The organism is Streptomyces sp. NPDC055025 (assembly GCF_053608565.1).
Genome location: NZ_JBSGVS010000022.1, coordinates 50,164 through 71,216, shown reverse-complemented (window position 1 = coordinate 71,216; position 21,053 = coordinate 50,164). Strand labels below are relative to the sequence as shown.

The 21,053-nt window shown below is 69.6% G+C and carries 14 protein-coding genes; 5 read left to right on the top strand and 9 right to left on the bottom strand.

All coding sequences use genetic code 11. The features are described from left to right. Positions 1 to 27: 27 nt before the first annotated feature. The 5 genes from ACWGDX_RS15920 to ACWGDX_RS15900 all read right to left on the bottom strand — a co-directional run bounded on the left by ACWGDX_RS15920 (position 28) and on the right by ACWGDX_RS15900 (position 4,627). Positions 28 to 1,791 (bottom strand): NAD+ synthase, encoded by a 1,764-nt coding sequence (locus ACWGDX_RS15920; RefSeq protein WP_453625969.1) that lies wholly within the window; start codon positions 1,789 to 1,791, stop codon positions 28 to 30. A 228-nt stretch (positions 1,792 to 2,019) separates the two neighbouring features. Next, complete coding sequence (locus ACWGDX_RS15915) at positions 2,020 to 2,460, bottom strand: CBS domain-containing protein (protein ID WP_453625968.1); 441 nt, start codon at positions 2,458 to 2,460, stop codon at positions 2,020 to 2,022. 262 nt (positions 2,461 to 2,722) lie between these two features. Beyond that, positions 2,723 to 3,487 carry a DUF305 domain-containing protein gene (locus tag ACWGDX_RS15910; protein ID WP_453625966.1) on the bottom strand — a complete coding sequence of 255 codons (765 nt, stop codon included), beginning with the start codon at positions 3,485 to 3,487 and terminating at the stop codon, positions 2,723 to 2,725. Then, positions 3,484 to 4,131, bottom strand: coding sequence for a DUF3105 domain-containing protein (locus ACWGDX_RS15905; RefSeq protein ID WP_453625964.1), 648 nt, complete (start codon positions 4,129 to 4,131; stop codon positions 3,484 to 3,486). Before ACWGDX_RS15905 ends, ACWGDX_RS15910 begins: the two co-directional genes overlap by 4 nt. A 136-nt stretch (positions 4,132 to 4,267) precedes the next feature. Further along, complete coding sequence (locus tag ACWGDX_RS15900) at positions 4,268 to 4,627, bottom strand: hypothetical protein (RefSeq protein WP_453625962.1); 360 nt, start codon at positions 4,625 to 4,627, stop codon at positions 4,268 to 4,270. A 165-nt stretch (positions 4,628 to 4,792) separates the two neighbouring features. Here ACWGDX_RS15900 and ACWGDX_RS15895 point away from each other — a divergent pair, with 165 nt between their 5' ends. Beyond that, the gene (locus tag ACWGDX_RS15895; protein ID WP_453625960.1) at positions 4,793 to 5,368 is read left to right on the top strand and encodes a MarR family winged helix-turn-helix transcriptional regulator; all 576 of its coding nucleotides are present in this window, start codon (positions 4,793 to 4,795) and stop codon (positions 5,366 to 5,368) included. Between the two features lie 310 nt (positions 5,369 to 5,678). Further along, positions 5,679 to 7,040, top strand: a complete 1,362-nt coding sequence (glnA, locus tag ACWGDX_RS15890) for a type I glutamate--ammonia ligase (RefSeq protein WP_453625958.1) — start codon at positions 5,679 to 5,681, stop codon at positions 7,038 to 7,040. Between the two features lie 203 nt (positions 7,041 to 7,243). Here the strand turns inward: glnA and ACWGDX_RS15885 are convergent, their stop codons facing one another. Next, positions 7,244 to 7,903 carry a hypothetical protein gene (locus ACWGDX_RS15885; RefSeq protein WP_453625956.1) on the bottom strand — a complete coding sequence of 220 codons (660 nt, stop codon included), beginning with the start codon at positions 7,901 to 7,903 and terminating at the stop codon, positions 7,244 to 7,246. An 18-nt stretch (positions 7,904 to 7,921) separates the two neighbouring features. Then, complete coding sequence (locus ACWGDX_RS15880) at positions 7,922 to 12,985, bottom strand: LamG-like jellyroll fold domain-containing protein (RefSeq protein ID WP_453625954.1); 5,064 nt, start codon at positions 12,983 to 12,985, stop codon at positions 7,922 to 7,924. A 368-nt stretch (positions 12,986 to 13,353) separates the two neighbouring features. Here ACWGDX_RS15880 and lepB point away from each other — a divergent pair, with 368 nt between their 5' ends. Further along, complete coding sequence (lepB, locus tag ACWGDX_RS15875) at positions 13,354 to 14,037, top strand: signal peptidase I (RefSeq protein ID WP_453625952.1); 684 nt, start codon at positions 13,354 to 13,356, stop codon at positions 14,035 to 14,037. 160 nt (positions 14,038 to 14,197) lie between these two features. After that, complete coding sequence (locus ACWGDX_RS15870) at positions 14,198 to 17,200, top strand: bifunctional [glutamine synthetase] adenylyltransferase/[glutamine synthetase]-adenylyl-L-tyrosine phosphorylase (protein WP_453625950.1); 3,003 nt, start codon at positions 14,198 to 14,200, stop codon at positions 17,198 to 17,200. A 21-nt stretch (positions 17,201 to 17,221) separates the two neighbouring features. On the opposite strand, the gene ACWGDX_RS15865 is transcribed toward ACWGDX_RS15870, so the two are convergent. Both ACWGDX_RS15865 and ACWGDX_RS15860 read right to left on the bottom strand, forming a co-directional pair. Then, positions 17,222 to 18,226 carry a phosphatase PAP2 family protein gene (locus tag ACWGDX_RS15865; protein ID WP_453625948.1) on the bottom strand — a complete coding sequence of 335 codons (1,005 nt, stop codon included), beginning with the start codon at positions 18,224 to 18,226 and terminating at the stop codon, positions 17,222 to 17,224. Positions 18,227 to 18,358: 132 nt separating this feature from the next. Continuing rightward, positions 18,359 to 19,414 (bottom strand): LacI family DNA-binding transcriptional regulator, encoded by a 1,056-nt coding sequence (locus tag ACWGDX_RS15860; protein WP_453625946.1) that lies wholly within the window; start codon positions 19,412 to 19,414, stop codon positions 18,359 to 18,361. A gap of 327 nt (positions 19,415 to 19,741) precedes the next feature. On the opposite strand from ACWGDX_RS15860, the gene ACWGDX_RS15855 reads away from it, so the two are divergent. Then, positions 19,742 to 21,019: an extracellular solute-binding protein gene (locus ACWGDX_RS15855; RefSeq protein WP_453625944.1), complete on the top strand. Its 1,278-nt coding sequence runs from the start codon at positions 19,742 to 19,744 to the stop codon at positions 21,017 to 21,019. Positions 21,020 to 21,053 lie beyond the last annotated feature (34 nt).

Here is a 21,053-nt window from a genome sequence, read left to right as displayed (position 1 = left end):
CCGGACCGGAACGGCTTCCGCCGGCGCTCAGCCCCGGTGCGGCGACTCCCGCCAGCGGTTCGTGATCGGCAGGCGCCGGTCCTTGCCGAAGCCCTTCGCCGAGATCTTGGTGCCCGGCGGGTACTGGCGCCGCTTGTACTCCGCCGTGTCCACCATCCGCAGCGTCCGCGCGACCAGTTCGGCGTCGAAACCGGCCGCGACGATCGCGTCCTTGCCCTGGTCGCGGTCGACGTACAGCTCCAGGATCCGGTCCAGTACGTCGTAGTCCGGCAGGGAGTCCGTGTCGACCTGGCCGGGGCGCAGCTCCGCGCTCGGCGGCTTGGAGATCGAGTTCTCCGGGATCGGCGGGATCTGGCCGCGCTCCTCGGCGGCGCGGTTGCGCCACCGGGCGAGCCGGAAGACGGAGGTCTTGTAGACGTCCTTGATCGGGCCGTACGCGCCGACGGAGTCCCCGTACAGCGTCGAATACCCCACCGCCAGCTCGGACTTGTTGCCCGGCGCGAGCACGATCTGGCCCTCCTGGTTGGAGAGGGCCATCAGCATCGTGCCGCGCAGCCGCGACTGGAGGTTCTCCTCCGCGAGCCCGGTGAGCGCGAGCGAGCCCATATACGCGTCGAACATCGGCTCGATCGGGATCGTACGGAAGTTCAGCCCGGTACGGCGGGCCAGCTCGGCCGCGTCGCCCTTGGAGTGGTCCGAGGAGTACTTGGACGGCATCGCCACGCCGTACACGTTCCGCGCGCCGACCGCGTCACACGCGACGGCGGCGACGAGCGCGGAGTCGATACCGCCGGAGAGCCCGATCAGCACGGACCGGAAGCCGTTCTTCGCGACATACGCGCGCAGGCCCACGACCAGCGCCGAGTACACCTCCTCGTCGTCCTCCAGCCGGTCCGCGTAGCCCCCGGCCACCTCGGGCTCGTAGGCCGGGAGCGGCTCCTCGGAGAGGACGACCCGGTCGATCCGCAGCCCGTCGTCCACGGTGCCGGTCGGCGGTTCGGGCGAGGCGGCCGGCAGATCGAGGTCCAGGACCACACAGCCCTCGGCGAACTGCGGCGCGCGCGCCACGACTTCGCCGTCCTGGTCGACCACGATCGAGTCACCGTCGAAGACCAGCTCGTCCTGGCCGCCGATCATGGCGAGGTACGCGGTGGTGCAGCCCGCCTCCTGGGCGCGCTTGCGCACCAGCTCAAGACGGGTGTCGTCCTTCTCGCGCTCGTAGGGGGAGGCGTTGATGGACAGCAGCAGCCCCGCCCCGGCGGACCGGGCGGCCGGCACCCGGCCGCCGTCCTGCCAGAGGTCCTCGCAGATCGCGAGGGCGATGTCGATGCCATGGACCCGGACGACGGGCAGGGTGTCGCCCGGCACGAAGTAGCGGAACTCGTCGAAGACGCCGTAGTTGGGCAGATGGTGCTTGGCGAAGGTCAGCACGACCGCGCCGCGGTGCAGCACGGCCCCGGCGTTCCGCGGGGCGCCCGCGGGCTGGCCGTACCGGGGCTGGGCCTTCTCGGAACGGTCGAGGTAGCCGACGACGACGGGCAGCTCCCCGAAGCCCTCCTCGTCGAGCCGGACCGCGAGCGCGCGCAGGGCGGCGCGGGACGCCTCGACGAAGGACGAGCGCAGCGCGAGATCCTCGACGGGGTAGCCGGTCAGCATCATCTCGGGGAAGGCGACGACATGCGCGCCCTGCTCGGCGGCGTGCCGGGTCCAGTGCACGATCGCCTCGGCGTTCGCGGCGAGATCGCCGACGGTCGAGTCGATCTGATTCAGGGCGAGACGTAGTTGAGGCACCCGCCCAGTGTAATCGTCTGACTGACGCGATGTCCCGGGGTGGGAGATGTGGGCCACCCCACTCGCACGGGACCCACTCGGACGCGAACCCACTTGGACGGGACCCACTCGGACGGGGGCCCACTCGGACGGGGGCCCACTCGGACGGGGACACTCGGACGCGGACCCACTTGGACGGGGACCCGCCCCGACGGAGCCCGCCCGCCGCCTCAGCTCATCGGGAGCTCATCAGCTCATCGGGCTGCCAGGGCCGCTGGTCGCGTAGACCTGCTCGCACCACGCGCCGACCTGCTCGTCGCTGAGGTGCTGGGCCAGATCGGCCTCGCTGATCATCCCGACCAGCCGCTTGTCCTCGATCACCGGGAGCCGGCGGATCTGGTGGCCCTGCATCTCGTACAGCACATCGTCCACATCCGCGCTCGATTCGATCCAGCGCGGTGTGCCGTGGGCCATCTCGCCGGCCGTGGTCTGCGCCGGGTCATGGCCCATGGCCACACAACCGACGACGATGTCGCGGTCCGTGAGTATGCCTGCCAGCCGTTCGTTCTGGTCGGCTATGGGGAGCGCGCCCACATTGAGCTGACGCATGAGCTGTGCGGCGCGATCAAGGGTCTCGTGGGCGGGGATCCACTGGGCTCCCGGGTGCATGATGTCTTTGGCGGTGGTCATGAGGATCTTGCCTCCTGAATGGGGACGCGGATAGGGAGATTCCGCTCCACTCCGGGTCAAATCCATCATCATGCAGCCGTTCGGGTGACGCGACCGCTGGCGGCTCACCGCTGATCGTGCCGGGGACGGCACCCCGGACACCCCGACACGTCAGGGGGCGCCGGTTCCTCACGAACCGGCGCCCCCTGCGCGCGTAGACCGTCCAGCCCCGTCAGCCGTCAGCCGTCAGCTCGACCGGCGACCGGCGACCGGCGACCGGGCGTCAGCCGGTGCGGGGCTTCGCGCCGCGGGCCTTGAGCAGGTCCGCCATCAGGCCCATCTCCGACTGCTGGGCGGCGACCATCCCCGCGGCGAGATCCTTCTCCGTGCCGACCTCGCACAGCTCGACGCAGCCCTGCGCCATCGACACACCGCCCTTGTGGTGGTCGGTCATCAGCTGGAGGTAGAGGATCTCGGCCTGCTCGCCACGCGCCTCACGGAGCTGCTCCAGCTCGGTCTTCGTGGCCATGCCGGGCATCAGCGAGCCGTCACGCACCTCGTGTTTGGTGCTCCCGTGATCCATTCCGCTCATCCCGCTGTGATCACCGGAACCGGACCCGGACTCCGAACCGGAACCCATCTCCATGCCGTCGCCCATGTCCTGGGACGTCTCCATCCAGGCCATCGGCTCCTGGCCCGACTCCACCTTGGGCAGCCCCCACAGGTCCAGCCAGCCCAGCAGCATCCCGCGCTGGTTCGCCTGGGTGTTGGCGATGTCGTACGCCAGGCGGCGCACCTCTTCGTCGTCCGTGCTGTCCCGCACGATGAAGGACATCTCCACCGCCTGCTGATGGTGGACCGCCATGTCACGGGCGAAGCCCGCGTCCGCGGAGCCGGCCGACGGAGCGGGGGCCGGTCCCGTCCCGCCGTCCCGCCCGGCGGACGCCACCGTCGCCGTACCGGCGAACAGCAGCGCCAGGACGACCGCGGTGATCGCCGCCCACTGGGTGCGTGTGACCGAGCGGGCGGCGGAGGTCACGGCGCTCACTGCGCGCCCATTCCGCCCGTGCAGGCGGCGCCCGGCTCGGGGGTCTGCGGGCCCTGTACGTACTTGGTGAAGAACTGGTCCACCCGCGGGTCGCTCGCGCTGTCCACGGAGACCTGCTTGCCCCACGCGCTCAGCATGATCGCGCCGGTCTGCTCCTTCAGCGGGCTCATGAAGGAGTACGGGGTCTTCTCGACCTTCTCGCCGAGCGTCTTCACATCGGCCTCGGAGGCCTTGTCGTTGTAGGTGACCCAGACCGCGCCGTGCTCCAGCGAGTGAACGGCGTTCACGTCCGCGATCGGGTCCTTGTAGACATCGCCCTGGCAGTTCATCCACACCTGGTTGTGGTCACCGCCCACCGGCGGCGTCATCGGGTACTTGACCGCCTCGGTGACATGGTTGCGCCCGAGCTTCTTGGCGTCCCAGGACTTCTCGTCCTTGATGGGCGCCTTGGCCGCGGCCTGCTGCTCCTCCTTCTTGTCGGACTCCTTGTTGAGGATGTAGCCGCCGAAAGCGACGAGGGCGACGACCACGACGGCGCTCGCCGTGATGGTGATGAGGCGATTGCGCCGCTCGCGGGAACGCTCGGCGCGGCGCATCTCCTCTATTCGGGCCTTGCGCTCGGCGGACTGGGACTTGGAAGCCATGGTGTATGTCCTTCTGGGATGACTACGGAACGCGGATGACTCCGGACAGCTCCGGACAACTCCGGATCGCGGGCGACAGCCGCGGGATACGGGCGGATGGAGAGGATCGGGATCCCGGTGCGGGGTGCGGGCCCGGCTACGTCCGCAGTACTTGAAGGACGTGGAGGTCCGGCGCGCGGGCGAGCGCGCCGGAGCGGGGCACCTGGCCGGTGGGGTACGGCGGTTCGCGGTGCGGAAGCTGTACGTCGGCGGCGAGTGGGGCGGCCGGCGGCGGTACGGTGAGCACGGCCGGGCTGAGATGGGTGAAGAGCCCGCAGTCGCCGTTGTCGTACGGGCAGCTGAACCGGGCCTCGGCGTGGCTCACGGCGGTGAAGGAACGGTTCCCCGAGTGTCTGTCGCCGGGCCCGGAGCTGGAATCGGATCCGGTACCGGATCCGGGGCCCAGGCATATGAAGAGCGCGGCGAACAGCGTCGCCACGGCACTCGCCAGTGCCATGGGACGCGTGCTGCGTATGTGGCTGCGCCGCGGTCCCCCCATGGGCGCAGATCGTAGTGCGTACACCCCCGGTCAGCAGCAGTGAGGAGCCGTTCCGCGACTGGACGAGGGGCCCGCGACGGTACGAACCGGTCATCGGGCGCGATACCGCGATACAAAGGGGTCATGGCCGACCACCGGGAGATGGACGCCGACGCGCACACGGATGTGGACGTGGACACGGATGCGGATGTGGACGTGGACGCCGTGACCCATGCCGTGCTGGCCGCGTCCCGGCTGCTGGTCACCGTGTCCGCCCATTCCCTCGCCGCCGTGGCGGACCGGGTCGAACGCGTCACCCTGCCCCAGTACCGCCTGCTCGCGGTCCTCGCCACCCATGGCGACGCGAAACTGGTGGAGGTGGCCGAGCGGCTCGGGGTGAACCCCTCGACCGCCATGCGGATGCTCGACCGGCTCATCGCCGTCGGTCTGGCGACCCGGCAGAGCAATCCGGACAACCGCCGCGAGACGATGCTGCGGCTGACCCCGGAAGGCCGCAGACTGGTCGAGGAGGTCACGGACGCGCGCCACCGCGAGATCTCGGCGATCGTGGCGCGGCTGACCCCCGGGCAGCGCTCGGCCCTGGTCGGCGCGCTGACCGCGTTCACGCGGGCGGGCGGGGAGCCGGCGGTCCCGGGCGAGGATTCGGAACCGTACCCCCTGGGCTGGTCGGACACGCACGCCCGCCCGGCACCCGAGTGACGCGGGAGGCCGGGAGCGGCTCCTCGGCACCACCCGGACCACCACCTGGGCCGACCACCTGGGCGCGACTGCGAGGATCACTTCAGGACCGGAGGATCACTTCAGGACCATGGGTTGCGTTCACCTATTACCTGGGCAGCACTTGGACGGGCACTATGGGCAGGGTGTCCGTACACGCGCGCGATGTGGGGCGTTGGACGGGGGTTCGCAACGTGCCCGAAATCGTGTGGTGGGATGCTCGTGTGCCCCAACGTGCCCCGCGGCATGGGAGCAGGTGGCCTGACCAGCAAGGATGGGTAGGACAACTAATATGGACAAGCAGCAGGAATTCGTGCTCCGCACGCTTGAGGAGCGCGACATCCGCTTCGTACGCCTGTGGTTCACCGATGTGCTCGGCTTCCTGAAGTCGGTCGCCGTCGCGCCCGCCGAGTTGGAGCAGGCCTTCGACGAGGGCATGGGATTCGACGGCTCCGCGATCGAGGGCTTCGCCCGTGTGTATGAATCCGACATGATCGCCAAGCCCGACCCGGGTACTTTCCAGATCCTGCCCTGGCGTGCCGAGGCTCCTGGTACGGCCCGTATGTTCTGCGACATCCTGATGCCCGACGGCTCGCCGTCCTTCGCGGATCCGCGCTTCGTGCTCAAGAGGATGCTCGCCAAGACCTCGGATCTGGGGTTCACCTTCTACACCCACCCCGAGATCGAGTTCTTCCTGCTGAAGGAGAAGCCGGACGACGGTACCCGGCCGACCCCGGCCGATAGTTCGGGTTATTTCGACCACACCCCGCAGAACGTCGGCATGGACTTCCGGCGCCAGGCGATCACGATGCTGGAGTCGATGGGGATCTCGGTGGAGTTCAGCCACCACGAGGGCGCGCCCGGCCAGCAGGAGATCGATCTGCGGTACGCGGACGCGCTGTCGACGGCGGACAACATCATGACGTTCCGCCTGGTGATGAAGCAGGTCGCGCTGGAGCAGGGCGTGCAGGCTACCTTTATGCCGAAGCCGTTCTCGGAGTACCCGGGCTCGGGTATGCACACCCATCTCTCCCTGTTCGAGGGAGACCGGAACGCGTTCTACGAGTCGGGCGCCGAATACCAGCTCTCCAAGGTCGGCCGCTCGTTCATCGCCGGTCTGCTGAAGCACGCGGCGGAGATCTCGGCGGTCACCAACCAGTGGGTCAACTCGTACAAGCGCATCTGGGGCGGCTCCAGCCGCACCGCCGGCTCGGGCGGCGAGGCCCCCTCGTACATCTGCTGGGGCCACAACAACCGCTCGGCGCTGATCCGCGTCCCGATGTACAAGCCGGGCAAGACGGGCTCCGCCCGGGTCGAGGTCCGCTCGATCGACTCCGGCGCCAACCCGTACCTCACCTACGCGGTCCTCCTCGCCGCCGGCCTCAAGGGCATCGAAGAGGGCTACGAACTCCCGGCGGGCGCCGACGACGACGTCTGGGCCCTCTCCGACGCCGAACGCCGCGCGATGGGCATCGAACCCCTCCCGCAGAACCTCGGCGAGGCGATCTCCCTGATGGAACGCAGCGAACTGGTCGCCCAGACCCTGGGTGAGCACGTCTTCGATTTCTTCCTCCGCAACAAGAAGCAGGAATGGGAGGAATACCGCAGCGAGGTCACCGCCTTCGAACTCCGCAAAAACCTCCCGGTGCTCTGACCGTATGCAACGGAGAGTCCGGGTAGGCGCCATGACGTTCGATCGGGTCGTGAACCAGGTGGTGTTCTCGGACACACCGTGACCGCCGTCCGCCGTTTCCCCGACCGCTGTCCATCGGTTCTGTTCGGGGATCCGACGGCACGCCGAAGGCGGTACCCCGGATCTCCGGGATACCGCCCTCGGTGCTGCCTAACGGTGCTGTCTCACGGCGATCGGTCCGGGGAAGGCGTGACGACAAGATCTCCGTCGTCGACGACGAACTCGCTGTAGCCGAAGCTCTCGCCGATCGCGTGGTACAGGTCGTACCGGGATTCGCTGATCGGGACCCGGTAGGCCTTCATCGCCCTCAGGAAGAGCCGGAATCCCAGATCCGGGTCGGCCTGGGTGACGGCCTGTTCCAGAGCGGCCACCACGTCCGGGACACTCTGGTAGGGATGTTCCGCCGTGGCCTGGTCCAAGGCCGGACCGACTGCCCGGATCTCGGCGAGTACGGTGTCCTTCCGGCCCTCGTACGGAGCGGGCCCCAGCGGCTCCGGGACGAAGGACGGATCGTCCTTACGGATCCGTTCGACGCAAGCCTCCGCGATCTGCCGAAGCCACTGCCGGCCGTCGATCCACCGATCCGGGGTGTATTCCCGTTCCGTCGCGGCACACCACAGGATGTCGAGCGTCCTTGTCGGCAGCGGTGACTCCAGCAGACGCAGGGCGTCCTCCAGAAGGGCCGGAGCGAAGCTCCCCTCTCCCCAGTCCGCGGCGCCGACGACGATCTCCATCGGCGTTCCCGTGCTCCCCAGACGATGGAACCACCTGGTGAGACCGCTGAGCCCGAAGTCGACCCAGATCTCGTGCCGCTGAAGCGCCACAGTATTTTCCCTCCTTTCCTACTTCGGATACGCGGTGTAGACCATGTACCCGGGCTTGTGAGCGGACCGCTTCAGCAGGATCGCCACCGTGTTTCCGGCCGCCCTGCTCGTACGGTCGTGTTTCCAGATGGTGCCGAGTGAAGATGTGTCATCCAGCGTGACTTCGAACGGCAACAGGTCTGTAGGGCTCTCCGATTTATTGGAAGTGCGTTCCATCCAGTTCTTCAGTTTGCGCTGATTGGCCTTGTTCTGCTTGGGAGACATCCCCGTGAGCCACTTCGCGAAGGCGTCGTCCACGGCTCGCTGGGCGGTCGCCAGATCGGTCCAGACACCGGTGACCCCGGAACTGTTGGGGTTCTTGGCCAGCTCGTCCTTGGCCTTCTTGATCGCGTTCTCGGGGGTGATGTCGACGTGGTCCGCGATGGTGTGGGCGCCGCGGTCCCCCTCGTGCAGTTTGAGGTTGAGGCAGTTGTGGACGAGTACGTCCTGTGGCCGTGTACCCACCGTGCTCACGTAGAACGTGTGCAGATCGTCGACCGTGAGGTCGTAGACCGTACGGGGGGTGAGGCCCGAGCGGTCACGGAGCGCGGTCACGGCACGGGCGGAGCCGTCCGGGCCGCGCAGCCGGTCACCCGCGCGCAGATCTGAGACGAGGGTCCAGCCACGCCCCACCGCATAGACCCTGTGCCCCGCGGTGCTGGTGAGTGTGGAGCCGCCCGCGAGGGTGATGTCGACCAGACGTCCGGTGGGGTGCTGGTAGGTGTCGGTGACCGCCTCCGACCGCAGTTCGCCGGTCACGGGGTCGCCCGCCAGCAGCAGATCGCCCTCCCGTACCTCGTTGATCGCCTTGTGCGAGCCGTCGGCCATCAGTACCTGTGTGCCGGTCGGGAAGCTGTTGGCGTTACAGGCGGTGAGCGCGTCCTCCAGGACGTTGACCTCCCGTTCGATCGTGGCGACCACCCGGGGGTCGAGGTCGAGGTTCTTGAGGACCCGGTAGGCGTCTCCCACCCCTGTGCCGGTGGCCATCGCGACATCGAGGGCGCGGATGGCGTCGACCGCGTCGGCGATCTTCTTGCCGGGGACGAAGTTGCTGGCCGCCCAGAGGCATCCGCCGAGGCTCCCCTTGGAGCACTGGACGAAATCGTCCGTGAGGATGGTCCACAAGGTCTGCAGGAACATTTTGTCGAAGATCAGAGTGATCTCCAGGCGGCTGAAGTACCTGTCGATGGAGGCCGTCTGGTTCTCGTGCTTCTCGCTGCCGAGCCAGAGGATGGAGTCGGCCGGGCAGGTGGCCGCGGTCACGTCGGTGTCGGCGTCCTCGTCCTGGCACAGATAGAAGTCGACGGTCACGTTGAAACGGAGCTTGAACGTGACGGTGCAGCCGTCGAATCCGACGTCGAGCACGCAGTCGTTCTCGGGCGTCGGCTCGCCCAGTTGCTCGATCGTCTGCTTGGTGAACACCTGCCCGATGCCGGTGGCACCGCCGGTGGTGACCGTTTCCCGGGCCTTTGTGTTCTCGGTGCGGGTGGCGGCTTCCTGAGCCTCCCTGGCCGCTTCCTGCGCACGGGCGGCGGCCGCCTCGGCCTGAGTGGCGTCGGCTTCGGCGCGGTCGGCCGCACCGCGGGCGGTGGCCGCGTCGCCCTCGGCGGCGGAGGCCGCGCTACGGGCCGATGCCGCGTCCTGCTCGGCGGCGTCCGCCGAGTTACGGGCATCGGTCGCGTACGTGCTCGCAGTGGAGGCGGCTTCCGCCGCCCCGGCCGCGTCCCCGGTCGCCTGCCGGTCGTACTCGACGGTGTTGGCCTCGGCCGCCAGTGTGGCCTTGACCGCGGCTGCCGCCTCGGCCGCCGAGGCCCGCGCCTTGTTGACCGACGCGGTGGCCCTGACGGCGGAGTCCGCTGCCTGGGACGCCGCGGTGGCCGCCGCCTTGTTGTCGGCGGATGCCTTGGCGGCGAGAGCCTTCGCGGTCGCGGCGGCCTTGGCCGCCTCGTCGGCCCTGGCCTGGGCGACCGCGGCCTGCTGCTGTGCCAGTGTCTTCGCCGTCTGGCCGACCAGAACGGCGAGACCTGCCGAGGAGTCGATCTCGCGGAACGGAGTACCCAGGGAGATGGCGTTGTCCGCCGCCGCGGCGGCGGCGGTGGCGGCATCGCGTGCGGCGGTGGCCGACTGAGCTGCCGCGTAGGCGTGGCCGGCGGTGAGTGCGGCCGCGGCTGCGGTCGCCTTCGCCTCGATCTGGGCGATGGCGGCGTGGGCCTTTGCCTCGGCCGCCCTGGCCTTGGCCGTGTCGGCCAACGCCTGGGCGGCACGGACGTTCTGCGCCGCCGCCTCGGACGACGCGATCGCGTCGGCCGCCGCCGAATGGGCCGTGGCCACGGCGGCGTTGGTGATCGCCACATCGCGCTGGGCGGCATCGGATGCCGCCTTGGAACGCGCGGCGGCGGCCTCGGCCCTTGTCGCGGCCTCACGGGCGTTGGCCGCCGCGGTGGTCGCCGTATTCGCGGCGGCGCGGGCGTTGGCCGCGGCCGTGGTGGCCTGGTCCGCCGCGGTACGTGCCTGGACCGCCGCGGCGCGGGATGCCTCGGCCGCGGCTGTCCCCTCGTCCGCGTCGGCCTTGGCCTCCAGGGCCCACTGCTTCGCCAGCGCCGTGTCCCGGTCGCTCTCGGCCCGCAGCGCGCCGTCCCGGGCCTTCTCGGCTTCGCGTTCGGCCGCCAGTGCCTCTTCCTTCTTGGCCGAGGCGGTGGTGCCGGCCGCCTGGGCCGCGTTCAACGCTCGTCCGGCGGCCTCCCGTTGGGTCCGGGCCCGCTGTTCCGCGTCAACCGCCTTGGTGCGCTCGGAGGCCGCGATGTCCTTCTGGATCTTGGCCTTGTCCCGCTCGGCCTCCGCGACGGCCCGCTTCGCCTTCGCGTCGGCAGCCGCGGTCTTCGCGGTCTGTTCGGCGGTCTCCGCCTTGGCCTGCGCGGCCTTGGCCTTCGTCGCGTTCTCCGCGGCCTGTGTGGCCTGAAGCGCGGCAGCGTCGGCAGCGGCCTTCGCCTGCGCGGCGGCCTCCTCGGCGGCGGCGCGCTGGAACGCGGTCTGCGTGGCGTGGGACTGGGTGTCGCCGAGTGCGTAGAGCGCCTTGCTGTCGGCCGCCGTGGCGGATACCGCGCTCAGTGTGGCCTCCACTGCCTTGGCCGAGGACTGCGCGGCCAGGGCCGATGCCTTGGCCACCTGTGCCGACTGCTGAGCGTAGGTGAGGCCCCGGCCGTACGGAGTACCGTTGGCCAGTGCGATCTTCCCGGCCTCGTCCTGCGCGGCGGCGGCCCTGTCGGACTGCGTCTTCGCCGAGGCCGCCGCCTGTTGAGCGATCGTCAGCTGAGCGCTGATCGCCTTCTTGGCATTGGTGATGGCGGTGGTGGCCTGGGTGAATACGGTTGCCTTCGGGTAGCCCGGCTCGGTCTTCGGCTTGCCCTGCCAGTACTTCTGGAAGACCAGCATCCGGCTGACGATATACGCCTGTCCTTGCGCCTCGATCATGGCGTTCGAGGCGGTGCGCAGATCCTTGTACGACTGGATCTCGGCGGCCACCAGGTCGCCGCGCTGCTTGGTCTGGGACGCCTGCTCCGCCTGCCACTCGGCGTCCGCGGTCTCCACGACGTCACCGAACTGCTTGAGCGGGTCGAACGGGTCGGACGTGGCGCAGCCGGCCCACTGGGTCTTGAGTTCCTCGACCTCCATCCGGAACTCGAGCGAGTCCTTCTCGGGGCTCGCGGACGGAAGTCCGCCCAGGCGGATGAAGCGGGCGATCTCGTAGGACGACATCTTCCTCAGGTCGTCCTCGGACATGTAGAAACCGTAGACGCCGCCCCAGGGCTCGTTCTTGGTCTCCTCCTGTCGCTCCTTGAGGATGGCGATCGCACGGTCGAGGGCGGCCTGGGACGGTTTCGGCAATGGTGGGCCGTCGAAGTTCTTCGCCGCGTCGTCGAGGAGGAAGTCCCGCATCGGCTTCCCGTACTCGGGTGCGTGCAGGAAGGTGGTGTACTCGTCGTTGTGGACGGCGAACGGGGTGGTGATCGCGGCCCAGGCCGTTTCCCGGGCCACTTGGGCGTTGCGGGCCGCCAGCTGGTCGCTGTGGTCGTCCCTGCGGGCGGTGTCCAGTGCGCCGAAGCCCCAGGTGTACACCGCCAGGCGGGCGTTGACCGCCGGCCCGGTCAGACCCTGGGCGGCTGCCGCCTTCACCTTCGGCCCTCCGGCATGCAGCCAGTCGCCGCTCTCGCAGCGGTCGGCGCGGGCCTGGTCGGCCGAGATGGCGGTATTGGACGCCTCAAGGTCCGGCAGTGCCCGGTTCCATATCCTGACCTCATCCATCCGGCCGGCGAAGTAGCCACCGGGCTGTCCGGCCGCCAACCCCCGGCCCACTTCGACGTCGGCCGTGGCCTTCCAGCCCGGGGCATGGGGAGCGACGGCCACCCTGGCGCCGTTCACGTACAGCCGGATCTGTCCCGCCCCCGCGTCGAAGACTCCGGTCAGATGGGTCCAGTCGTTTCCGGCCGCGGACCCGTTCGCGGGATTGGCCACGGGCGCGGTACCGGTGACGGTGTCCCAGACAGCCGTGGCGGAATCGGTCTTCGGCATCCCGAACGAGGGCTTGCCGTCCGCGTTCACCTTCAGCGCGAAGCCGGGGACCTGGCTCCCCGGCTCGGAGATCACCGTGGCCGCCTGACCGGCCTTCTCCGACCGCAGCCAGGTCGACACGGTGAACGACTGGTCCGTGGGCAACCGCACCGGAACGGAGAGGTAGTCATCCACACCGTCCAGCCGCAACGTACGGCCGCCGGAGGCGAGATCGCCCCAGATCACCTCGTTGTCGGTCCTCTCACCGGCGTAGATGCCGTTGTGGTGGGTGGCGACCGCACCGCCCTCCAGTCCCAGGGCACTATCGGTGAAATCCGGTTGGCTGTACTCGAAATCGAAGTGCGCCAACTCGCCCTTGACCGGTTGACCGGGCGGCTGCTGCTCATCCGCGGTCGCGTTCCGCGTCGCCGTGGGCACGGCATGGGCGGTCGACATCACCGTCGACAGGGCCGCGACGAGCACCGTCGCCGTCACCAGCCTGGCCGGTCCCCGACGGGGCCGACAGGGTCTTACAGGAATTCTCATCCGCACGATCCACCATTCCTGGTCCGCTTCGAAAAGCACTCCGGAAGAAGGCGGACGCAGCTGTGGACAGATCTGTGCGCCAGGCCCGCGCGAATCCAAGCGCGGCCAGGACGAAATCTCCCCCCTCCCCCCGGAACTCGGCATGATCATTACATTTGTAAAGGTCGATCACAACGCGTTTACGGTGCCATCACATCGCTGTCCTCATCGCGGATCCGGGGCGCGGAAGCCGCGGCAGCCCGGTCCGTCGACCGTCCTGGGCCTCTCCGTTCCTCGGCTATCGTCATCGGGCTGCGAGACCAGGGAGAGGACACATCATGGGGCGGGCGGGGCACGGGCGCGGGCTGAGGATCGCGGGCTGGATATTGGGGGTCGTCGGTGTCGCGGTGGCCGTCGGAACCGGGCTCGTTCTGCGGGACGGTTATACGACGGCCGTGGAGGCCGGACCCGCCATGGAGCCCACGTACACCCCGGGGGACCGGCTCTTCCTGGAGAAGCTGGCGGAGGCCGACGGCGGGGACGTGCGGCGCGGGGACGTGGTGGCCTTCCGGATGCCGGACGCCGAGGGTGGCGAGACGGTGGGCGGAAGCGGAAGTTGGGCGGGCAGCGGGCTTCAGCGCGTGGTCGGTGTGGGCGGGGACCGTGTGGCCTTCGACGGGACGAAGCTGACGGTCAATGGAAGAGCGGTGCGGGAGTCCTATGTGAAGGGCGGCGATCCCGGCCGGGGAGGCGAGCGGTACGACGTGAAGGTGCCCCGGGGACGGGTCTTTCTGCTCGGGGACAACCGCGCGAACTCACTGGACTCCCGGTACTTCACATCCGAGCACTCCGGCACGGTGTCCCTGGGCGCGGTGAGCGCCCGTGTGCTCGACAGCGCCGCCGCCCCGGTGGCGCTCGGTGTGGGGGGCCTGACCGGGGTGGCGCTCGGCCTGGGCGGTGCCGGCTGTCTGGTGGCGGGGTACATGCTGCGCGGGCGCCGGACGGAGTCCGCCTGGCGGTGAGCCCACCTGGAGCCCGCCAGGAGCGGACCGGGAGCCTGCCGGGAGCGGACCGGGACCCCGCCGCGACCTGTCGGCAGCTACGCCGCCGTCCGGGACAACCCTTAGGCTCGAATCCTCGGGTTGGTCGCACAGAGTCGGTCGGGCGGACAGGAGACGGCGTATGACAGTGCCGGGTCGCAGAAGCAGTACGTTCATCCGCCTACTGCGGCACGGCTTCACCGATCCCTCCGCCGCCGAGCGGTTGCTCGACGAGCCCGAGATGGCGGTCGTACGGTCCGATCCGCTGCTGCTCGACGCGTTCGGCGCGACCGCCGATCCCGATCTCGCGCTGCGCGGGTTCGTCCGGCTGGCCGAGGCGCAGAAGCCGGACGAGCGGGCGATGCTGCTGGACACGCTCGTGACGGCCAAGCCGCTGCGGGACCGGCTGCTCGGGGTGCTCGGCGCGTCCGAGGCGCTCGGCGACCATCTCGCCAGACATCCCGGGGACTGGCATGCTCTGGTCACCTACGAACTGGCCGATCTGCACCCCGGCGTCGAGGAGTTCGAGCACGGTCTCGCCGGTGCCGACGACCCGGTGTCGCTGCGGATCGCCTACCGCCGCTGTCTGCTGGCCATCGCCGCCAGGGACGTCTGCGGTACGACCGATGTCGCCGAGACCGCCGCCGAACTGGCCGATCTGGCCACCGCGACCCTGCGCGCGGCCCTCGCGATCGCCAGGGCCGCCGCGCCCGAGGACGCCGCCGCGTGCCGGCTCGCGGTCATCGCGATGGGCAAGTGCGGCGGCCATGAGCTGAACTATGTCTCCGATGTGGACGTGATCTTCGTCGGGGCCCTGCCGGAAGGGGCCGACGGCCCCGCCGACGAGGGCGCCGCGGTCCGGGCCGCGACCCGGCTGGCCTCCCATCTCATGCGGATCTGCTCCGAGTCGACCATCGAGGGGACCATCTGGCCCGTCGACGCCAACCTGCGGCCCGAGGGCCGCAACGGACCGCTCGTACGGACGCTGAGCAGCCATCTCGCGTACTACCAGCGCTGGGCCAAGACCTGGGAGTTCCAGGCGCTGCTCAAGGCCCGGGTGGTGGCCGGCGACCCGCTGCTCGGCGCGGAGTACATCGACGGTGTCTCACCACTGGTCTGGCAGGCCGCCGAGCGCGAGCACTTCGTGTCCGACGTGCAGAAGATGCGCCGCCGGGTCATCGACAACCTGCCCGCGGGACAGGCCGAGCGTGAGCTGAAGCTCGGCCCCGGCGGGCTGCGGGACGTGGAGTTCGCCGTACAGCTCCTCCAGTTGGTCCACGGCCGCAGCGACGCCTCCCTGCGCAGCAGCTCCACCCTCGAAGCCCTCGGCGCGCTGGCGGCGGGCGGCTATGTGGGCCGTACGGACGCGCGACAGTTCGACGAGGCGTACCGCTTCCTGCGTGCCATGGAGCACCACATCCAGCTCTACCGGCTGCGCCGTACGCATCTCGTACCGGAGTCCGAGGCCGATCTGCGCCGCCTCGGGCGCTCGCTCGGGATGCGCGGCGATCCGGTCGCCGAGCTGAACAAGGCGTGGAAACGCCATGCCTCGGTGGTGCGGCGGCTGCACGAGAAGCTCTTCTACCGGCCGCTGCTCGACGCGGTCGCACAGCTCACCCCCGGCGAGACCCGGCTCAGTCCGAAGGCGGCGCGCCAGCGGCTCGAAGCGCTTGGATACGCCGATCCGGTGGCCGCGCTGCGCCATCTGGAGGCGCTCTCGTCCGGGGTGAGCCGCAAGGCGGCGATCCAGCGGACGCTGCTGCCGGTGCTGCTCGGCTGGTTCGCGGACTCGGCCGATCCCGACGCAGGGCTGCTCGGCTTCCGCAGGGTGTCCGACGCGCTCGGCAAGACACCGTGGTATCTGCGGCTGCTGCGGGACGAGGGGGCCGCGGCGGAGAATCTGGCGCGGGTGCTGTCGGCCGGCCGGCTCGCCCCCGACCTGCTGCTGCGCGCGCCCGAGGCCGTCGCGATCCTCGGCGACCCGGAGGGTCTGGCACCGCGCGGCCGCGACCATCTCGAACAGGAGATCCTGGCGGCGGTCGGGCGCGCGGACACCGCCGAGGGAGCCGTCGCCGCCGCGCGCGGGGTGCGCAGACGGGAGCTGTTCCGTACGGCCGCGGCGGATCTGATCGGCTCGTACGGCACGGAGGAGAGCCCGGCCGAGGAGGACCCGGGGGCGCTGGTCGACCGCGTCGGGAACGCGGTCACCGACCTCAACGCGGCGACGCTCGCGGGCGCCCTGCGTGCCGCCGTACGCGCGGAGTGGGGCGAGACCCTGCCGACCAGATTCGCGGTCATCGGCATGGGCAGATTCGGCGGCCATGAGCTGAGCTACGGCTCCGACGCCGATGTGCTCTTCGTGCACGAGCCGCGCGAGGGAGTCGACGAGCACGAGGCGGGCCGCGCCGCGAACGCGGTGGTCGCCGAGATGCGCAAGCTGCTCCAGATCCCCACCGCCGACCCGCCGTTGCTGATCGACGCGGATCTGCGCCCGGAGGGCAAGAGCGGCCCGATGGTCCGTACGCTCGCCTCCTACGCGGCGTACTACCGGCGCTGGTCGCTGGTCTGGGAGAGCCAGGCGCTGCTGCGGGCGGAGCCGATGGCGGGCGACGCCGGTCTGGCCGGCCGCTTCATCGAGCTGATCGACACCCTGCGGTATCCGGCGGAGGGGCTCGGCGAGGACGCGGTACGGGAGATCCGCCGCCTCAAGGCGCGCATGGAGCGGGAACGGCTGCCCCGGGGCGCGGATCCGACGCTCCACACCAAGCTGGGCCGGGGCGGTCTCTCGGACGTCGAGTGGACGGTCCAGTTGCTCCAGCTACGGCACGGCTGGGCGGAACCGGGGCTGCGTACGACCCGTACCCGCGAGGCACTCGCGGCGGCGCGGGCGGCCGGGCTGCTCTCGACGGAGGACGCGCAGACCCTGGACGACGCCTGGGTGCTGGCCTCCCGGGTGCGCAACGGCGTGATGCTGGTGCGGGGCAGGCCCGGTGACACCTTCCCGTCGGACGGCCGTGAACTGGCGGCGATGGGCCGCTACCTGGGGTACGGGCCGGGCCATGTGGGGGACATGCTGGACGACTACCGCCGGACCACCCGGAGGGCGCGCGCGGTGGTCGAGCGGCTCCTGTACGACGCGGTGTGAGCCGCGACGACCGGGCGTGAGCTACGACGACGTGGTGTGAGCGCGGCGCGAGGACGCGGCCGGGGAAGCGGCCGGGCCGTCCGCGTCCACGTCGCGCGGGAGCCGGGCGGGAAGCGAGCCGTACCAGACGTACGAGACCGCGAAGCCGAACGCCAGGCAGATCATGCCGCCCACCGCGTCCAGCCAGAAGTGGTTCGCGGTGGCGACGATGACCACCAGCGTCAGCGTGGGGTAGAGCAGACCGAGGATCTTCGTCCAGGGCGCCTTGGCCAGTGCGAAGATCGTCAGACCGCACCAGAGCGACCAGCCGATGTGCATCGAGGGCATGGCCGCGTACTGGTTCGACATGTTCTTGAGATTGCCCGAGGCCATCGAGCCCCAGGTCTCGTGGTGCACGACCGTGTCGATGAAGCGGTTCCCCGCCATCAGCCGCGGCGGTGCCAGTGGGTACAGGTAGTAGCCGAGGAGGGCCACGGCCGTGGTCGCGAAGAGCACCAGCCGGCCGGCCGCGTAACGGCCTGGATGGCGGCGGAAGAGCCAGACCAGTACACCGATCGTGACGATGAAGTGGAGAGTCGCGTAGTAGTAGTTCATTCCCACGATCAGCCACGTCACAGAATTCACCGCGTGGTTGACCGAGCGCTCCACGGCGATGCCAAGATGCTGTTCCGCGTGCCAGATCCAGTTCGCGTTCTCCAGAGCCTTCGCCCGCCGCTCCGGTACCGCGTTGCGGATCAGTGAGTACGTCCAGTAACTCACCGCGATCAGGAGGATTTCGAACCGGAGACGAGGACGGCGGGGTGATCTCGCGCGCCGCAGCCACATGTGGTCGCGCCGCGGTGGCGTGTGCTCGTCCAACGGCTTCGACGGCGTGCGGCCGGTCGCCGGCTCCGTGGTGTCCACCGGTGCCGTGGCCGTGTCGCGTCTCGCGCCGGTCGCCACGTGCTTCGCGTCCGCCTCCTCGTGAGTGATGGGTGACGGGGTGACCCCTCGGCCTTCCTCTGTCTTCACTGTTGGTTCACCCATAGCGAGAGAGTCTGCCAGATTCTCGTCCTCCGACCGATCATCCCCCGGTCGGGTTCCCCGCGCATGTGCTACTACCGGAGGACGACTCCTCCCGCGGGCATCTCCTCATCGCGAACGTGTTTGCCGACCGGATCACGGACGGGTCCGTGACCCCGGTATCCCCTGGGGCCCGGGGACCGGTCCGGAAGCGGTTGAACCGCGAACCACCAGCTCGGGCATGAAGACGAACTCGCTGTGCGGCGCGGGGGTGCCGCCGATCTCCTCCAGGAGCGTACGGACCGCGGCCTGGCCCATGGACGGCACCGGCTTGCGGATCGTCGTCAGCGGCGGATCGGTGAAGGCTATGAGGGGCGAATCGTCGAAACCGACCACCGAGAGATCGCGCGGCACCTCCAGACCGAGCCGTCGCGCCGCCCGGATCGCGCCCAGCGCCATCATGTCGCTCGCGCACACCACCGCCGTACAGCCGCGGTCGATCAGCGCGGAAGCCGCGGCCTGACCGCCCTCCAGGGTGAACAGCGACTGCTGGATCAGCTCGTCCGCCTCGTCGGAGGACAGCTCCAGCAACTCCTGGACCGTGGCACGGAACCCCTCGATCTTGCGGAGTACGGGCACGAAGCGGCGGGGGCCGACGGCCAGCCCGATCCGCTGATGGCCCAGCGAGACGAGATGGGTCACCGCCAGCCGCATCGCCGCCCGGTCGTCGGGGGAGATGAACGGTGCCTGGACCTTCGGCGAGAAACCGTCGACGAGGACGAAGGGCACACCCTGCGCGCGCAACTTCTCGTAGCGCCGCATGTCCGCGGAGGTGTCGGCGTGCAGTCCGGAGACGAAGATGATGCCGGAGACGTCCCGTTCGACGAGCATCTCCGTCAGCTCGTCCTCGGTGGAGCCGCCCGGGGTCTGGGTCGCGAGCACCGGTGTGTAGCCCTGCCGGGTCAGCGCCTGGCCGATGACCTGCGCCAGGGCCGGGAAGATCGGGTTCTCCAGCTCGGGGGTGATCAGGCCGACGAGTCCCGCGCTGCGGCGGCGCAGCCGCACCGGACGTTCGTAGCCGAGGACGTCGAGCGCGGCGAGTACGGATTCACGGGTGGCCGCGGCAACCCCGGGTTTGCCGTTCAGTACGCGGCTGACCGTCGCTTCGCTGACCCCCGCCTGAGTTGCGATATCGGCAAGCCGTGCGGTCATGTGAGTGGACTGTACCGGGCGTCTGTCGGATTGCCCACCGCACACGGAAACCGGCCATCCGGGCCCGCTCTTGCAAGGTCTTGCGAAACCTTCCTGCGGTACGGGTGTCACCTCGGGCCTACGCCGTGGACCTGCGCGATCCGTTCCTGGCAGGCTTCCGGGGCCCGCGTCAAGGGGGCCGACGGCAATCGGCGGGACACGCCATGGTGGTGCTCGACGCTCCTTGCGGAAATCTTCCGCAAGGTCTTTCGGCCTTCTTGCATCGCTGTTACCTTCACGTCCGACCCGGCGCCGCGACGGAGCGGTACGGCAGTTGAAGGAGTTCGGATGCGACGTGGCATAACGGCCACCGCCCTGGCCGCGACCCTGGCCCTCGGGGCGACCGCCTGCGGGAGCGACGACGAGTCGTCGGCGAGCGGCAGGAGCGCGGGCGGCGAGCTTTCGGGAACGGTCACCTGGTGGGACACGTCCACCGTCGGCAGCGAGGACAAGGTCTTCCAGCGGCTTGCCGAGGACTTCGAGAAGAAGCACCCGAAGGTCGACGTCAAATATGTGAACGTGCCCTTCGGCGACGCCCAGAACAAGTTCAAGAACGCGGCGCAGTCCGGCTCCGGTGCCCCTGATGTGATCCGCTCCGAGGTCGCGTGGACCCCCGAGTTCGCCGATCTCGGCTATCTCGCGCCGCTGGACGGCACCCCGGCGCTCAAGGACGACACGGACTTCCTGCCGCAGGCCGCCGCGTCCACCGAGTACAACGGCAAGACGTACGCCGTACCGCAGGTCATCGACTCCATGGGCATCTTCTACAACAAGAAGATCTTCAAGGACGCGGGCGTCGAAGTCCCCACGACCATCGCCGAGTTGAAGACCGTGTCCAAGACCGTCAAGGACAGGACCGGGAAGACCGGGCTGTATCTGCGCGGTGACGACGCCTACTGGTTCCTGTCGTTCCTGTACGGCGAGGGCGGCGATCTGGTCGACGCCGAGTCGAAGACGGTCACCGTCGACAACGCGGCCGGTGCCAAGGCCATGACCGTCGTCAAGGACCTCGTCGACTCCGGGGCGGCCAAGACCGACGCCACCGACGGCTGGGAGAACATGCAGTCGTCCTTCAAGGACGGCGAGGTCGCGATGATGATCAACGGTCCCTGGGCCGTCACCGACACCTATGGCGGCGCGGAGTTCAAGGACAAGGCCAACCTGGGCATCGCGCCCGTACCGGCGGGCTCCGCCGCGCAGGGCTCCCCGCAGGGCGGCCACAACCTCGCGGTCTACGCGGGCTCCAAGAACCTCGACGCCTCCTACGCCTTCACCGAGTACATGACCTCCGCGGAGAGCCAGGCCAAGGTCGCCGAGGAGCTGAGTCTGCTTCCCACCCGTACCTCCGCGTACGCGCTGCCGGGCGTCGCGGACAACGAGATCGTCGGGTTCTTCAAGCCCGTCGTGGACAAGGCCGTCGAGCGCCCCTGGATCCCGGAGACCGGCAGCCTGTTCGCGCCGCTGGTGACCGAGTACACCAAGGTCCTCACCGGACAGACCACACCGGAGAAGGGCGTCGGCGCCACCGGCGACGCCTACCGCGAGCTGCTCAAGGGCTGGAAGTAGACCGGCCGGCCGGTCCCGGCGGGCCGTGACCGGG

Coding starts and splice junctions, on each gene's coding strand:
- ACWGDX_RS15855 (WP_453625944.1), top strand. CDS start 19,742: ATGCGACGTGGCATAACGGCCACCGCCCTGGCCGCGACCCTGGCCCTC.
- ACWGDX_RS15895 (WP_453625960.1), top strand. CDS start 4,793: ATGGCCGACCACCGGGAGATGGACGCCGACGCGCACACGGATGTGGAC.
- ACWGDX_RS15900 (WP_453625962.1), bottom strand. CDS start 4,627: ATGGCACTGGCGAGTGCCGTGGCGACGCTGTTCGCCGCGCTCTTCATA.
- lepB (WP_453625952.1), top strand. CDS start 13,354: ATGGGGCGGGCGGGGCACGGGCGCGGGCTGAGGATCGCGGGCTGGATA.
- glnA (WP_453625958.1), top strand. CDS start 5,679: ATGGACAAGCAGCAGGAATTCGTGCTCCGCACGCTTGAGGAGCGCGAC.
- ACWGDX_RS15915 (WP_453625968.1), bottom strand. CDS start 2,460: ATGACCACCGCCAAAGACATCATGCACCCGGGAGCCCAGTGGATCCCC.
- ACWGDX_RS15860 (WP_453625946.1), bottom strand. CDS start 19,414: ATGACCGCACGGCTTGCCGATATCGCAACTCAGGCGGGGGTCAGCGAA.
- ACWGDX_RS15865 (WP_453625948.1), bottom strand. CDS start 18,226: ATGGGTGAACCAACAGTGAAGACAGAGGAAGGCCGAGGGGTCACCCCG.
- ACWGDX_RS15870 (WP_453625950.1), top strand. CDS start 14,198: ATGACAGTGCCGGGTCGCAGAAGCAGTACGTTCATCCGCCTACTGCGG.
- ACWGDX_RS15905 (WP_453625964.1), bottom strand. CDS start 4,131: ATGGCTTCCAAGTCCCAGTCCGCCGAGCGCAAGGCCCGAATAGAGGAG.